The 13483-nt window shown below is 70.1% G+C and carries 19 protein-coding genes and 1 pseudogene; 12 read left to right on the forward strand and 8 right to left on the reverse strand.

Going from position 1 to position 13483, the window contains the following annotated elements; genetic code table 11:
• Nucleotides 1-11 precede the first annotated feature (11 nt).
• Complete coding sequence (locus DK427_RS13285; RefSeq protein WP_204165167.1) at nt 12-230, reverse strand: hypothetical protein; 219 nt, start codon at nt 228-230, stop codon at nt 12-14.
• A 905-nt stretch (nt 231-1135) separates the two neighbouring features.
• On the opposite strand from DK427_RS13285, the pseudogene DK427_RS13295 reads away from it, so the two are divergent.
• The 6 genes and pseudogenes from DK427_RS13295 to DK427_RS13320 all read left to right on the forward strand — a co-directional run bounded on the left by DK427_RS13295 (nt 1136) and on the right by DK427_RS13320 (nt 6920).
• Nucleotides 1136-1892, forward strand: a pseudogene (locus DK427_RS13295) (IS5 family transposase).
• A gap of 1126 nt (nt 1893-3018) precedes the next feature.
• Nucleotides 3019-3246 carry a tyrosine-type recombinase/integrase gene (locus tag DK427_RS26345; protein ID WP_162559796.1) on the forward strand — a complete coding sequence of 76 codons (228 nt, stop codon included), beginning with the start codon at nt 3019-3021 and terminating at the stop codon, nt 3244-3246.
• A gap of 261 nt (nt 3247-3507) precedes the next feature.
• The gene (locus DK427_RS13305) at nt 3508-5028 is read left to right on the forward strand and encodes an integrase arm-type DNA-binding domain-containing protein (RefSeq protein ID WP_109951688.1); all 1521 of its coding nucleotides are present in this window, start codon (nt 3508-3510) and stop codon (nt 5026-5028) included.
• Nucleotides 5025-5207, forward strand: coding sequence for a hypothetical protein (locus DK427_RS13310; RefSeq protein WP_109951689.1), 183 nt, complete (start codon nt 5025-5027; stop codon nt 5205-5207). The genes DK427_RS13305 and DK427_RS13310 overlap by 4 nt, the downstream gene beginning before the upstream one ends.
• A gap of 70 nt (nt 5208-5277) precedes the next feature.
• Nucleotides 5278-5793 (forward strand): DUF4365 domain-containing protein, encoded by a 516-nt coding sequence (locus DK427_RS13315; protein ID WP_091891815.1) that lies wholly within the window; start codon nt 5278-5280, stop codon nt 5791-5793.
• Nucleotides 5790-6920 (forward strand): hypothetical protein, encoded by a 1131-nt coding sequence (locus DK427_RS13320; protein ID WP_109951690.1) that lies wholly within the window; start codon nt 5790-5792, stop codon nt 6918-6920. The genes DK427_RS13315 and DK427_RS13320 overlap by 4 nt, the downstream gene beginning before the upstream one ends.
• A 4-nt stretch (nt 6921-6924) precedes the next feature.
• On the opposite strand, the gene DK427_RS13325 is transcribed toward DK427_RS13320, so the two are convergent.
• From DK427_RS13325 to DK427_RS13350, 7 genes are read right to left on the reverse strand one after another with little or no spacing between them, the layout of a single operon-like run.
• Nucleotides 6925-7275, reverse strand: coding sequence for a hypothetical protein (locus tag DK427_RS13325; protein ID WP_109951691.1), 351 nt, complete (start codon nt 7273-7275; stop codon nt 6925-6927).
• Nucleotides 7276-7277: 2 nt separating this feature from the next.
• Nucleotides 7278-7799 carry a ribosomal protein L7/L12 gene (locus DK427_RS13330; RefSeq protein ID WP_109951692.1) on the reverse strand — a complete coding sequence of 174 codons (522 nt, stop codon included), beginning with the start codon at nt 7797-7799 and terminating at the stop codon, nt 7278-7280.
• Between the two features lie 11 nt (nt 7800-7810).
• Nucleotides 7811-8035: a hypothetical protein gene (locus DK427_RS13335; protein ID WP_091891827.1), complete on the reverse strand. Its 225-nt coding sequence runs from the start codon at nt 8033-8035 to the stop codon at nt 7811-7813.
• Nucleotides 8032-8196: a hypothetical protein gene (locus tag DK427_RS26350; RefSeq protein WP_162559797.1), complete on the reverse strand. Its 165-nt coding sequence runs from the start codon at nt 8194-8196 to the stop codon at nt 8032-8034. The genes DK427_RS13335 and DK427_RS26350 overlap by 4 nt, the downstream gene beginning before the upstream one ends.
• On the reverse strand, nt 8193-8447 hold the full coding sequence (locus DK427_RS13340) for a hypothetical protein (protein ID WP_109951693.1): 255 nt from the start codon (nt 8445-8447) through the stop codon (nt 8193-8195). Before DK427_RS13340 ends, DK427_RS26350 begins: the two co-directional genes overlap by 4 nt.
• The gene (locus DK427_RS13345; protein ID WP_109951694.1) at nt 8444-8665 is read right to left on the reverse strand and encodes a hypothetical protein; all 222 of its coding nucleotides are present in this window, start codon (nt 8663-8665) and stop codon (nt 8444-8446) included. The genes DK427_RS13340 and DK427_RS13345 overlap by 4 nt, the downstream gene beginning before the upstream one ends.
• The gene (locus tag DK427_RS13350; RefSeq protein ID WP_109951695.1) at nt 8662-8910 is read right to left on the reverse strand and encodes a hypothetical protein; all 249 of its coding nucleotides are present in this window, start codon (nt 8908-8910) and stop codon (nt 8662-8664) included. Before DK427_RS13350 ends, DK427_RS13345 begins: the two co-directional genes overlap by 4 nt.
• Nucleotides 8911-9322: 412 nt before the next feature.
• Here DK427_RS13350 and DK427_RS13355 point away from each other — a divergent pair, with 412 nt between their 5' ends.
• The 6 genes from DK427_RS13355 to DK427_RS13380 are packed head-to-tail and all read left to right on the forward strand — an operon-like array spanning nt 9323 to nt 13416.
• The gene (locus DK427_RS13355; RefSeq protein ID WP_109951696.1) at nt 9323-10993 is read left to right on the forward strand and encodes an AAA family ATPase; all 1671 of its coding nucleotides are present in this window, start codon (nt 9323-9325) and stop codon (nt 10991-10993) included.
• 40 nt (nt 10994-11033) lie between these two features.
• Nucleotides 11034-11288 (forward strand): hypothetical protein, encoded by a 255-nt coding sequence (locus DK427_RS13360; protein ID WP_109951697.1) that lies wholly within the window; start codon nt 11034-11036, stop codon nt 11286-11288.
• 39 nt (nt 11289-11327) lie between these two features.
• Nucleotides 11328-11945: a hypothetical protein gene (locus DK427_RS13365; protein ID WP_109951698.1), complete on the forward strand. Its 618-nt coding sequence runs from the start codon at nt 11328-11330 to the stop codon at nt 11943-11945.
• Between the two features lie 52 nt (nt 11946-11997).
• A complete protein-coding gene (locus DK427_RS13370) occupies nt 11998-12267 on the forward strand; it encodes a hypothetical protein (RefSeq protein WP_238178678.1) in 270 nt (89 codons plus the stop codon).
• A gap of 1 nt (nt 12268) precedes the next feature.
• Entirely contained in the window at nt 12269-13099 is an 831-nt protein-coding gene (locus tag DK427_RS13375) for a metallophosphoesterase (protein ID WP_109951699.1), read from the forward strand.
• 2 nt (nt 13100-13101) lie between these two features.
• Nucleotides 13102-13416 (forward strand): hypothetical protein, encoded by a 315-nt coding sequence (locus DK427_RS13380; protein ID WP_238178676.1) that lies wholly within the window; start codon nt 13102-13104, stop codon nt 13414-13416.
• Nucleotides 13417-13483 lie beyond the last annotated feature (67 nt).

Genomic DNA, 13483 nt, shown 5'->3' on the forward strand with positions numbered 1-13483 from the left:
CGCGCTGGCCGTCAGCGGGCGATTGCCTCGGCGACGACCCGCGGGTTGGCCGGGGCTGCCGGGACGAGGCGCGGCGTGGTGGTCAGCTCGGAAGCGGGCCGGACCGCTGCCGTGGCGCGAGCCTGCTCGCGGTAGAGCGTGGGGGTGAGATCGATGCGCTCGCCCGCCGTCGCGGAACCCGCGACGGTGGCGGCAGCGACAGCGGCGAGAACGAGGGTACGGACGGTCATGATGCTGAGCCTTCTCGAGTTTTGCGGGGCGATGCCTCGCTTCGAGAGGTTATTTGCGTTGCATCGCACCATCATTCAAACAGCTGCGATCGATACCCGTTATTGATTGTATCGATATGGATCGGGCAGCCGGCACGGGGATGCGCTGACTTGCGAACGGGATCTGCCGCGTCGCTCGCGGTGGGAAGGCGATGACCTCGGAGGGCACGATCACGGGGTCAGCTGTCCAGGCCGAGGAGCGATCACAGGCGCACCCGTCGTCTGCCGCAGCGCGAATGTGGGTGCGGCGTGTCGGCGATCCGAGAGGGTGGCTCGGATCGCCTGTCACGCGCTGCCCCGGTGTTGAGACGGTGACCGGCAGCTCGGTATTCCGGCTACGCCGCTATGGTTAACCGTTTCTTACCTCCCGGCGACACCGGGGGTTGAACACCCGGAGATCTCGCGGGTTGTGCTCCGACCTCAGCAACCGGATCATCGAATGCGAAAGACGACGGCCCTTGCGGCAGCGCTCACCCTCTCTCTGGCCAGCCCGGCTGCCGCGCAGGTTGTGACCGGCGGCGCGGGCAATACCGGCGTCCGAGCGCCGGCGGAAACCGGCGGCGTGCAACCGGGAGACCGGGATCTTGGTCCGAGCCCGCCCACACGGGGGAACGCGGCCAATCCGAGCAACAGTTCCATCCCCGGCACGACACCGGGAGTGAACATCGGCGGGACGCCGACGAGCGGGCCGCCCGGCACGGGCGGAACGGCCGGAGGGCCGGCGCTCGGCAACAGGTGAACGCACCCGCCCGATGGGTCAGCCCGATCGTCCTCGCTGAGGTGCGCTAGGGTGTGAACCGGACCAAGGCGTTGCGAGGGTTTTGGTTTTGTGATTCACCGCCGCCGTTTGCAGCACGGAGGCGGCGATGGCGGATCTGTTCTGGCTCTCGGACGACCAGTGGGCAGTGATCGAGCCGTTCATGCCGAAGGACCAACCTGGGCCCGAGCGCAAGGACGACCGGCAGGTCATCTCGGCATCCTGCACGTGCTCACCTCGGGCTGCCGCTGGCGCGACTGCCCGGCCGCGTATGGCAAGCGCACAACCGTCTACAACCGCTTCAATCGCTGGTCCCGTCGTGGCTTCTGGCGCGCGATGCTCTCTGCCCTGGCTAAGGCCGGATGGGCGGGTGACGCTGCGGCCATCGACAGCAGCTACGTCCGGGCCCACCGCTCGGCCCACGGCGGCAAAGGGGGGCTCGCGCGCAGGGCATCGGCCCGTCGCGCGGCGGCCAGACGACCAAGATCCACGCCCTCACCGACGTGCTCGGGCGCCCCGGCGTCCTCCTGCTGACGCCGGGAAATGCCAGCGACGTGACGACCGCCCCGGCGGTGCTCGCCGAAGCGCCGGGGCGTATCCGACGCTTGGCCGCCGACAAAGGCTACGACGCCGACTGGCTGCGCGCCGACCTGCGCGGTCAGGGCATCACCCCGGTCATCCCAGGCAAGCGCGGCCGCAAGCGCAAGATCCATCATGACAGGCGCCGCTACCGCGAACGCTGGCGGATCGAGGCCACCTTCTGCCGCCTCAAGGACTTCCGCCGCGTCGCGACCCGCTACGACAAGCTCGCCCGCAACTACGCCTCGGCTCTCGCGCTGGCCGCCGTCATCACCTTCTGGTGCTGATCGAGTCCAAACCCTAAGCCGGAGGCGCCACAACAACTGGCTCCGTTCTGCGCCTCGACGGGTGTCCTGCCAGAAGGAACGCGCCGGGCTTGCTCGCATGATGTGGAGAGCGAGCTCCGCCTTCGGGCCGTCCTTCGTTGCGTCCGCCTTGTGCTTTGCGATCAGCCGGAAGCCGACCGCTCCGAGCAGCAGGTCGTTGACCTGAAACAGGATGTCCGCCGCGGAGTCCTCGTAGCGGCGCCGGCGGACCGGCCGATGATCAATCTTGCTGTCGCGTCGGACGGCGAAGTTCGCGGTCCGTCGGAAGAACTGCAGCGGGATGTAGCTATTCCTTTTGTCGAATAGAACTGCGAACTTTGAATTAATCGGATAGGCGCGGGCGAAATTGGGCAGCACGTGATGGAAAAATTTGTTTTACCCCGCCTCCGGGAGACTATCGTTGTTCCTGTCGTCATCGACATTGTCCATGCAGATGATGACCGTGTGGAACTGCATCACGCGGTGTTGGACGATGAGCGCTATCGCGGCTTTAGCTAGAGCGCTCTCCGCCGAAGTTGACGCCGGTTTGGCGCAAGAGAGGGCGTCAAAACAATAGCTTAGAGCCGTCTCCGATTGCAACGCGATCGGGAACAGCTCTAGCCGCTTGTTCCGCTCAAGGAGCTTCCGGTCTGTTCGCTTTCAGTTCATTTCGCCCTACACCGCCATCGTCCGCTTCATCGCCAGGAACTTTGCGCGCACATGCGCAAGGTGCTCGTCAGGCACGACGAGTGTGCCGAGTGCCATCCACCGATGCTTGGTTTGGAGGTCTCGTCTTCGAAGACGTGGAGCAGCTTCAACTCTTCTCCGGCGATCGATTGGGTTCGGGGCATGGGAGAGCCGAAGGAGGGAACCCATCCTACCTCGGGACGGCTGCCCTGTACCGGCTATGCGGCGAGCCGGCGGAGTTGGCGCTCGTCTGTCCGAGCAGGCTTCTCCTCAAGTAAGACAAGCCGCACGTCCTGCCGATCACCCCCGAGGTGGCGGAGCTGCTGCGGACCGAGGAGGGAAACCACCGGGAGGAGGTGTTCACCTACCTGTACCAGCGGACCCGGACCTGTGTCCGTTTAAAGACGGCGCTGGAGAAGGGGTGCGCTATCCGATCACGGCGCGGGGCCTCGCGACCTACATGCGGCGCGCGATCGAGAAGGCGGGCATCAAAGACCTTCGGCCGATGCACGACGTCCGGCACGCCGCCGCGCTGACCTTGAGGGCGACGGGGAATCTGCGCCTTGTGCAGAACCTCCTCGGCCACCACCGCCAATTACGCCCAGACAACGCTGGACGACATCCGGGAACGGATGGCCAAAGCGGCTGACGAGAGCGCGGCCCGACGCTCAAACTCCCGGATTATTTACCGGGACGGACAAGGAAAGGTGGAGCGGGCGATCGGGATCGAACCGACGACATTCAGCTTGGGAAGCTATATGGCCCAAGTGAACCCCTCCCGATATTCAGTTAACCATCTCCTCAGAAGCCATTGATCCTGCGTGTTTTTCCACGTTTAGAGGGGTGACAACTTCGTTGCCACGGCCCGAATACCCGTGTTGTATCCCCGTTGTATCCCGGGGGATGGGCCATGGCGAAGGCGGCAGGCAGGGGCAGCTACGAGCGCGAGCGCGTGAAGATGACGGCGGCGACCGTCGAGCGCGCGGCCCGCATGATCCAGGAGGGGAAGCTCGTCGGCCGCGGCGCGGAGATCGCCGACGTGGACACCCCGGGCCTCACCCTGCGGATCACGCGTGCGGCGGGCACGTGGTACCTCCGCCACCGCAAGGGGACGTTCCGCCTCGGCTCCATGGACGCCCTGACCCTGCCGGCGGCCCGGCTCGCCGCCGACCGCGCGCGCCGGGACGTCGAGGCCGGGGTCAACCCGCGCGAGGATCTGCACGTGTTCGAGGCGGTGCTGGCCAAGGGCAAGCCGGTCGAGCTCGCCGCGGACGCCGCCTTCGCGGAGACTGTCGAGGTGCAGTCCGACGAGGACCGCCGCCGGCGCGGGCCATGGCAGTGGCAGGACCTCATGGCCGAGTTCCTCGCCGCGAAGCTGCCTGACCTGAAGGAGAGCTACCGGCGCAGCTACTCGGCCTACCATGCGGGTCCCGAGTTCGAGCCCATCGAGAGGCTGGAGCTGGCCTCGATCGAGATCTCGGATCTGGAGGAGCTGCGCGACCGCGTGATCGAATCCCGCACGCTCTCCGCCGCGGCCCGCGTCGTCGCGCAGTGCAAGGAAGCGCTGACCTGGGGGTGGCGCAGTCATGCGACGCGCTCGGGGCTCGCGGACGAAAAGCACGCGTGGTGGCAGGAGCGCTGGCACATCGAGTACAGCCCGAAGGCTCGCGAGCACACGCCGACGATCCAGGAGCTCGTCCGAACGCTGCTCGTCATCGAGCATCACCGTACCCTCAGCTCGACTGACCAGGAGACCGAGAACGGCATGCTGGCAGCCGTCTGGGCAGTCGTCCTGACCGGGCAGAGGACGGGCAGCCTCGGACGCACCCGGCGCGACGGCGTCATCCCCATGCCCGACATGCCCGGCTGGGAGGTTTGGACTTGGACCGCGAAGGAAATGAAGAGCGGCCGGAGGGGAGGCCGCCCGCACGCACTGCCGATCCCGCCGGCCGCGATCGCGGCGATCGATCGGCTCGGGGCGGACCCGTCATCGCCGTGGCGCTTCCCCAGTCGGGTCGACGGTAAGCACGTGACCCCGGCCGGGTTCACCGGCCTCTTCCATCGGTTGGAGGGCAAGACGAAGGCCGGCAAGACGAGGAAGGGCAAGAAGGGGCCGCTGTTCAAGCGTCCTCACGGCAACCTGTTCGAGCGCTACGGCATCAGGGTCTGGACCCCGCACGATGCCCGGCGCACGCTCGGAACCTTCCTCGACGAGGAGCAGCTCGGGGGCGCCGGCTCGGCGATCCTGGCGCACGCGCGGGACAAGACCGAGAACCGCGAGGAGGCACGCATCGAGGACGTGACCCGCAAGGTGTACGCTCGGGCTCAGCGCCTGAAGCTTAAGGCGAGCGGCATGGCCCCCTGGATCGACCACGTCCTGGAGCACTACGAGCGCGAGCGCGCGCGCTTCAAGCCCCTTCCCCTGCCATGAGCGACCCCGTCACGATTACAGTCCGCCTCCACGCCGACGGCGAGCTCGTCGTCTCGTCGCCCGGGACGCCCCCGCACCGGATCGTTGCCATCCGGGCGAAGCAGGCCTGCGCCGCGGGGCAGCGGGTCGCGGAGCTCGTGGAGGAGGCCCTGCAGGCGCGAGAGCGCCGGGGGGCCTGAGCGATCCCCTGGACTCCACTAGGTTGCATGGTATGCCGAGCGGCAAGAACGATGTTGCCGGGGCGGGGACTTGATCAGCCGGGAGCACACCCAGGAGGCCCTGTCGCTCGCGTACGTCCATGCCCTGGCCGGCCGCGCCGGGCTCAACATCGCCGCCAAGCCGATCTTCGACTACGGCATCGACGGCTACTTCTACCGGGTGAAGATGCGCGGGCGGGAGCGCGTCGAGACCGGCACCCCCGTCCGCTTCCAGATGAAGGCGAGCGTCGACTGGGAGCACGAGGAAGAGCACGTCGTCTACGACCTGGAGGCGCGCGCGCACCGGACCATCGCCGAGCGCGACCCTGGCGATGTCATGACCATCCTCATCCTGCTCTGCCTGCCCCGGGACGAGGTCCAGTGGCTGACCGGGTCCGAGACCGAGATGTACCTGCGGCACTGCTGCTACTGGTACCGGACGGAGGATCCGCCGACCGACAACGTCTCGACGAAGCGCATCCGGATCCCGCGCAGCAACGTGCTGACACCCGACAGCCTCCAGGGCATCATGACGCTCGCCCGCGAGGAGGCGCTGGCAGGCCGATGACCAGCGAGCCAGACGACATCGAGCGTGTGCCGCTCGGCTCCCTCAAGCGCTACCTGGCGACGGCCGGGTGGCGCAGGCAGGCGCTGCGCAGCGGGCTGGAGCTCTTCGCCCTTGGGCCCGATGACGACGAGATCGAGATCCTCCTGCCCGGCACGTCGCAGGCTCGCGACGCCCAGGTTCGGATCGGCCAAGCCGTCCGGACGCTGACCGCGCTCGAAGACCGGGACCCGGCCGCGGTCATCGCGGCGATCCGGGCCATCAGCTACGACCTGATCAAGTCGCGGCTGCCGGACTCGGTCATCCGGCACGACACGATCAAGCTCGGCACCGCCGAAGAGTTCATCCGGCGGATGGCCCGGCTCCTCGCCGCCTCCGCCCATGCCGAGCTCCACGCGAGCGCCTACTTCACCCGCGTCGACGGCGTGGCGCAGCGCTACGCCGACGAGTGCCGGTTCGGGCACACGTTCCGCGGCTCCTTCGGCTTCACGGTCGAGAGCCCAGTCGGCCCGAACACGATCATGCCCGGCGAGGCCGCCCCGCCGGCACCGCCCCTGGAGCGCCGCACGGTGCAGCGGCTCGCCCGCGGGTTGCGCCTCATCGAGGGGGCGATCGCCCGCGAGGACCCCGGCGAGATCGTGCGGGGATACGAGGCCGGGCTCAACGCGAACGCATGCGAGGAGCTCGCCGCCCTGGTCGAGGTTCCGCATGCCGGCGAGGTGCGGCTCGACATCGTCTTCTCGCCCGAGTGGGGCATGCCAGACGTCGGGGCGGCCCCCTCGTTTGAGATCCGGCACGCGCTATCGGCCGAGATCATGCGCGAGGCGGCGAAGGCCCTGCGCCACTCCGACGAGGAGCGGCGGCGCACGATCGTCGGCAAGATCCGGACGCTCCACTCGAACGAGAACCCGAGCGACCTCTTCAGCATCTCGGGCACCCAGGACGTCATCGTCGAGTGGGACAGCGACGAGCACGGCATGATCCGGGTGCGGGTCTCGCTGCCCCCCGAGGAGTACCTGCAGGCGGTCGACGCCCATAAGACAGGGCGGATGGTCTCGATCCACGGCGAGCTCAAGCCGCCGGGTCGGTTCTGGCGCCTCGAAAACCCCAGAGACTTCACCCTGCTCTGACCGGCTAAGCCCGCCTCGCCATGAGCGCGAGGGGCGACAGGGCGACCCGCACCGGCCCGAGGGCGGGTGTCGCCGGCGCCGGGATCGCGGCCGTCTCGTTCGCCTTGAGCCAGGCGAGCTGCGCGGCGGTGGCGACGTTCATCATGAGGCCGGCCGGGGCGATGCCGGGCTCGGCCGAGACGCCGACCCGCCGGAGCCGGTCGACGCCCTGCCGGAAGCCGCGCTTCCGCACGCGCTCCCAGTCCTCCTTGGTCTCCGCGTAGATCCCTGGCTGGATCGCCCCCTCGATCGGGGCGCCCGTCAGGGGGGAGAGCTCGGACGGCCAGTAGCGGTCCTTGTGCCAGAGGGTCGTCATGGTCAGGCGGCCTCCGCCAGTTCGCGCTTGGCCTCGCTGAGGGCGTAAGCCTTCATGCCGAGATCGTACGGGCAGTTCGGATCCAGCTGGTCCCAGGCCGGGCGACCCCTGACCCGCTTCCTGCCGGCTTCGTAGAGCTCGCGGGCGCGTCGCTCGACCCGGGCCTGCGCGATGCACTCGGCCGGGCTGTAGGCCGCCGGTTGCAGGAGCGCCTCGGCGTTGATGCCGACAGCGCTGGCAAGCTGGAGCAACCTCCGCTGAGCCTCGCGCGCCTGGTCCAGCGCGTTCCCCTCCAAGTCTTCCAGCGGTCGGTTCGGGCAGGTGTGCTCGATCCCCGCGATGCGGGCGTGCTTCTCGGCGAACCGGACGGGGCCGCACATGTAGGCGTCCTCGACCATGTCCTTCGCCTCTTTGAGCCCGACGCCCAAGGCGCGGCGCAGCCATTTGATGGCTTCGATCTTGGGGGACGTGGTCTGCTCGGACGCCCTGATGGCGAGCCGGACGATGGCCAGCAGGTCGATCATGGGTTCCTCCCTCAGCTCCAGAAGCTCGCCACCGCCGGCAGCTCGCCCGCCGGGGCCTTCCTCTCTCGCGGGAGGCCGCAGCCCGTGGCGCGGATCATCCGCGCCGCGGAGCTCTCCATCTCCGGCACGGCAGGTACGGAGGGGGTCTCGAACTCTTCGACGGAGAGGCCGACGCACCGGGCGAGGTGCTCCACCATGAAGCGTCGGAAGCCGTCGGCGTCGCGGTTCTCGCTCACGGGCAGTTGTCCTTCTTGGCCGAGACCTCCCGCAGAAGGTCGTCGAGGCGCCCCTTCAGCAGGGGCCGGCGCAGCTCCTGGAGGGCGATCACGGCGACGATCGCGACGGCCACGCACAGGAGGGCGGCCGAGGTCAGGACGACGATGTCGGTCGTGCTCATGGGGCACCCCCGAGCAGCGCGGTCGCGATCGGGGCGCGCTCGCTCTCCGGGAGCAGGGCGAGCCGCTCCTCGACGAGCTCCCAGATGACGATCGTCACCCGGCGGTCGAGGATGTCCTCGCCGATGTCGAGGGCGGCCCAGGCCTCCCGCACGGCCTCGGGGGCGCGGCCCTCCCGCATGTCCGTGACCGCCGCGCGGAAGGCGTGCTGCTGCTCGGGGACGAGGGCGGCGTAGAAGGCGCGGCTGCTCATACCCGGCCCTCGGTGATCAGCCCGCGGGCGACGAGCACCCCGTAGATGCCTACCGCCGTTTCGCTCTCATTCAGGCCGTGGTCGCGCCCCGTCACGAGCGCGTTGCGGATGACCTCCCACGGCGAGGGGGCCGGCTCGACCGGCGCCCACAGCGGCGACTTGGGGAACCTCGCGTGGAGGCGGGCCCGCAGCTCCGGCGGGATCGGGGCGCGGGTCATGCCGACCGTCCCGAGCGACGCTCGCGGATCCGCCGGCGCTCCCGGTCCGCGTGCCTGCTCCAGAGGAGGCCCAGAGCGCCGACCGCCATCAAGAAGAGACCGATCGCGACCGGCCCCCAGATCGGGGCGAGCACCCACAACCACGACCACTCGATGTAGCCGGTGAGCTTTAGCCCGATGAAGAGGATGCAGAGGAGGCCGAAGAAGCCGATCCCCGACGACGTCCCCGAGTTGTCCTGCGCCATGTTCCACCCCGTCCCGTGATCCCGGGATCAGGGTTAGCGCGTTCGTCCGATTCGCACTGGACTCTGTACGCGGAATTTCGCAGCGGCACCGATTCGTAGGGCGGCCCCGTGAGAGAGAGGGCGTCCCAAGGCGGTGCGGGGCGCCTGCGACATATTGTCAGTCTGGCCGATCCGCGGGATTCGAGCGGCCCTGTTGAGGGGGCGTTGACCAGGCCGGGAGGGTGTCCACAGGACCGCGCTCGGGACGGCTCGACAGGGGGGCGGGGCCAGGGCATCGTGGGTGCTCAACTCGCAGGGACACCCCCGCCGTGATGACCGCTCGCTTGATACGGAAACGGACCGCCTTAGCCGCCTGAGCCCTGCTCGGCGCGCCTCTACGCGCATCCTTTCTTCCGTACCTGCGAGTACCCCCATGCCCAAGCACGCCTCTTCGACGGCGGCCGCCGTGCGCGCCGTCGCCATCGACCCGCGCGACCTCGCCGGGCCCCGCGACGGCCGGGACACCCGGACCCGGGTGCAGCTCCTCTACGGCGGCGGGATGGCGGGTCACAGCGCCGTCGACGACCTGCGCACCCGCCTCAACCCGCTGCGCAGCGCGGCGGGCCTGCGCGAGCGCACCGTCGCGGCGATCACCGCCGCCTACGAGGACGCCACGATCGCGCGGGTCGCGGAGCTGGAGCGCCGCCTCTCCGGAGAAGGCCTCCGCGCCAGCCTGCCGGCGCCGACGCTCGCCCTCGTCCGGGACGTCGCGGCGGTCCTAGTCTTCCACCAGGCGGAGCTGGGCTGCGAGATCGCCTCGGCCCGGCTCGCGGCGGAGCTCCTGTCTATCGCGGCCGCGCAAGTCCGAGCGGCCGAGCTCGACCGCGCGTTCCTGATCATCAGGCACGCTCTCCTCCGCGCCGAGGACGCTCAGGCGCCCCACGATGACGTCCCGTACGTGCCCGGCCCGAGCTTCCCGCGCCTGGAGACTTTCGACGTCGAAGCCGCCGCTTGGATCCAGGCCTGGACGACCATCGGCGCAGGGCTCCGCATGGTCGAGGACGAGGACGAGATCCTGCGTGGGGGCGCGGGGCAGGTCGCGCCCCCGGCGTCGGACGGCGACCTCGACCTTGATCTCCTCGACCCGCCGAGGCCAGAGGCGCCCCCTGCGCAGGCGCCGGCGCGCGGGGTTCGGGAGATCCTCGCGGACGCGAAGGCCTCCCGGGCGGCGCCGTCGCTCGTCGTCGTGCCGGCGCTCGACCACCTGCCGAAGCCGAGCTCCACGGGGCAGCAGCGGCGCGACACCCCGCGGGCCGAGTACGAGGCGATCGCCGGCAAGCCCCTGCCGCTCGCCGCGCCGGTCGACCCGCAAGCCCTCGTCGATGACGGAGTCCGCCGGTACCCGTTCGCGCGCCCCGTGCTGGAGACGATCGCCTCGGACCTGGTCGGCGCCCGGCACACGTGGATCCAGCCGACCCTGATCGTGAGCCCGCCCGGCCTCGGGAAGACGTCGCTCGTGACCTGGCTCGGCGGGCGCCTCGGCCTGCGCACGGTGATCTACGGCGCGGGGGGCGTGTCCGACGCGGCGTTCGGCGGCACGTCCCGGCAGTGGGGATCCGGCCGGGGTTGCGTCCCGCTTCAGGTCCTCCTGCAGGCCATGTCGGCGTCCGCGCTGATCAACCTCGACGAGCTCGACAAGGCGTCTCCGGACCGCCGCAACGGGTCTCTCGTCGACGTGCTGCTCCCGTTCCTGGAGCGGTCTACGAGCGCAAGGATCTTCGACCCGTACCTTGAGGCAGAGGTCAACTGCTCGGGCGTGTCGTTCCTCGCCACGGTCAACGAGCTGGGGCGCGTCCCGGCGGCCCTGCGCGACCGGTTCCGGTGCGTGGAGATGCCCGCGCCCCGTGCCGAGGACCTGCCCGTCATCGCGGCGGGGATGGTCGAGGAGATGCGGCAGGAGCGCGGCGTCGATCCGGCCTGGATGCCCGACCTCTCGCCCGACGAACTCGCCCTCGTCCCGTGGGCAGGCGGCTCCCTGCGCCCCCTGCGCCGGATGCTCCAGGCCGTGCTCGCGAGCCGCGAGACGTTCGCGCCCCGGCACTGACCTCCCCCTTCACCACCCCCCCAACGCTCGGAGACCCACGATGCAACACGCCCGAAAGTCGATGCCCGTCGTCACGATGACCGTCGAGACCGTCCGCGGTGAGACCCTGAGCGACCGGGTCCGCCCCGAGCTCGCGGACGCCGTCATCGTCGTCATGCGGCACGCCGAACGCTCATACGCCCTCGACCGCGTCGGTAGCGGGGAGGTCCGCCTGCTCTGCCAGCAGCTCCTCCGCCTCGCCCGGATGCTACCGCCCAGCGACAACCGCCGCGAGCCTCGGGAGGAGAGGTCGTGAAACGGATCCGCGCCCCCCCCCGCACGAAGGAGCAGACCGATGATCGCAGAAGAATTCCTTGGCATTGCGGCGGCCGCGCTGCGCACGTACCGGGGCGCGGACAGCGTCACCGTCTCGGCGGTCGAGCCGTCCCGCCACGGCCCGCTCGTGCGGTGGAGCGCGCCCCTCCTCGCGGTCGAGCGCGAGCGACGGGACGATGGGGGCTCACAGTTCGTCGGGCCCGTGCCCGGCCCCTTCATGCTGACGCTCCTGGCGCGGACGCTCGCGTGCCGATGGCGCGACGGCGCCCCACGCAGCCCCCTCGACTGGCGCGAGAAGCTCGCCCGGCGCCACAGGAAGGTGTTCGGCCAGGGCGGGTTCGAGTGCGGCCCCGGCTGGAGATGGCTCTGGGAAGGGGCCGCCGAGCTCATGAAGGAGACCGGCGTTCCGGACGGCTTCCACTCGACGCAGATGAAGGAGAAGTTCGGCAGTATTCGTTGGTACTACGACGCCAACGAGAACTGCGAATACACGCAGAGCCTAGTCGACAGCGTCGAGCACCTCAGCGCGTACATCTGCGAGGAATGCGGCAAGCCGGGTCGGGTCCGCCAGGGCGGATGGCTGCGCTGCCTGTGCCCCGAGCACGCCAACGGGCGTCGGGTGGTCGGGGGTGGTTGAGGTGTACCGCAACAGGACGCGGTCCCGGTGGTCCGTCCGCATTTCCGGACGCGTGGACGGCCACCGGCTCTGCGTCGTCCTCGTCGGCGTGACGCTCCGGGCGAGCGAGGCAGCCCGGCTCCGGTGCCTGAGAACGGGGGCCCGAGACGTCCACGCCTGGGCCGCGGGCGAGCTCGCGGACTTGCCCCGGCCGGAGGGGGCGAAGCGGTTGCGCTACCGGATCAAGGAGAGCGGCTTCCGGGTCGAGGGGCGGGTCGTCGTTCGAGCGGCGGCCGCGTGGTTCGAGGCGGACGGGACGGCGTGGGCCGTCGGGGGAGAGTGAGATGACGACCGTCTGGGTGATGTCTGATCTGCACATCGACGCGTCGCCCTGGACGCCGCCCCCCGGCCCGCGCGTCGACGTCGCGATCGTCGCCGGCGACGTCGCCGACGGCCTGTGCCGCAGGGCGCTCCCGTGGCTCGCCGAGCACGTCGTCCCGCGGGCGCGGCACGTCATCTATGTGCCGGGCAATCATGACCTGTGGCGGACGAGGCTGCCCGACGAGCTCGCCCGCGCCCGGGACGCCGCGATCGCCGCGGACGTGACGCTGCTCGATTGCGGGCAAGCCCGGCATGTCGACGGCGTCCAGGTTATCGGCGCCACGCTCTGGACCGACTATGCCGTCGGCGGGGCGGACCACCGCGCGCTCGCGATGCGGGTCGCGGGGGACCGGCAGACCGGCATGCGGGATCATCGCCTCATCCAGACCCGCGATCGGCTGGGGACGCCGGCCGCATTCCGGCCCCCGGCCGCGGCCGCGCTGCACGCCGAACACCGCGCGAGGATCGAGCGATGCCTCGCCGAGCCCTGGGACGGGCCGCGGATCGTCGTGACCCATCATGCGCCCCACCCGCGCAGCCTGCTCCACGGCGAGGTTCGCGAGCCGATCGACGCGGCGTACGCCAGCGACCTGACCGCGATCCTGGAGGGCGAGCACGCCCCGGATCTCTGGATCCACGGGCACGTGCACCGGACGGTCGATTACCGGCTCGGGCGCACGAGGGTGCTCGCCAACGCCCGCGGGCACGACACCTCTCACCGCCGCCGCAACGGCGAATGGCGGGTCGAGCTGGAGAACTCTGCCTTCGATCCCTTCCTCACCCTGGAGATCTGACCGTGCGCGCCCTGACCCTCATCGCCCTGCTCGCCGCCGCGCCGGCCGCCGCGGAGCCCCAGCCGGTGCCGGGCCGCTACTGCGCGGTCGGGCAGGACCTACCCACGATCGAGGTTGGCTCCGGACCCGGCGAGGTCGGCATCGACCTGATGGACTGCCGACGGGCCACCTTTGGCGGCGGCCGCGTCCGGTCGCCCCAGTGCTACGGCATGGGGGGAGCGGAGGTCCCGTACGATGTCGATCTCGTCGTGCGCCCGGACGGCACCCTGGAGCACGACGGCACGGTTTACGGCCGGCCTTGCAGTGCAAAGCGGTGACATCGTCGCGCCGGTGCGGGGCCGGTCGCTCGCCCCGTCTCACGTCCGGACGGCCCGAATGCGATCC

This window comes from Methylobacterium radiodurans, assembly GCF_003173735.1.
Classification (GTDB): domain Bacteria; phylum Pseudomonadota; class Alphaproteobacteria; order Rhizobiales; family Beijerinckiaceae; genus Methylobacterium; species Methylobacterium radiodurans.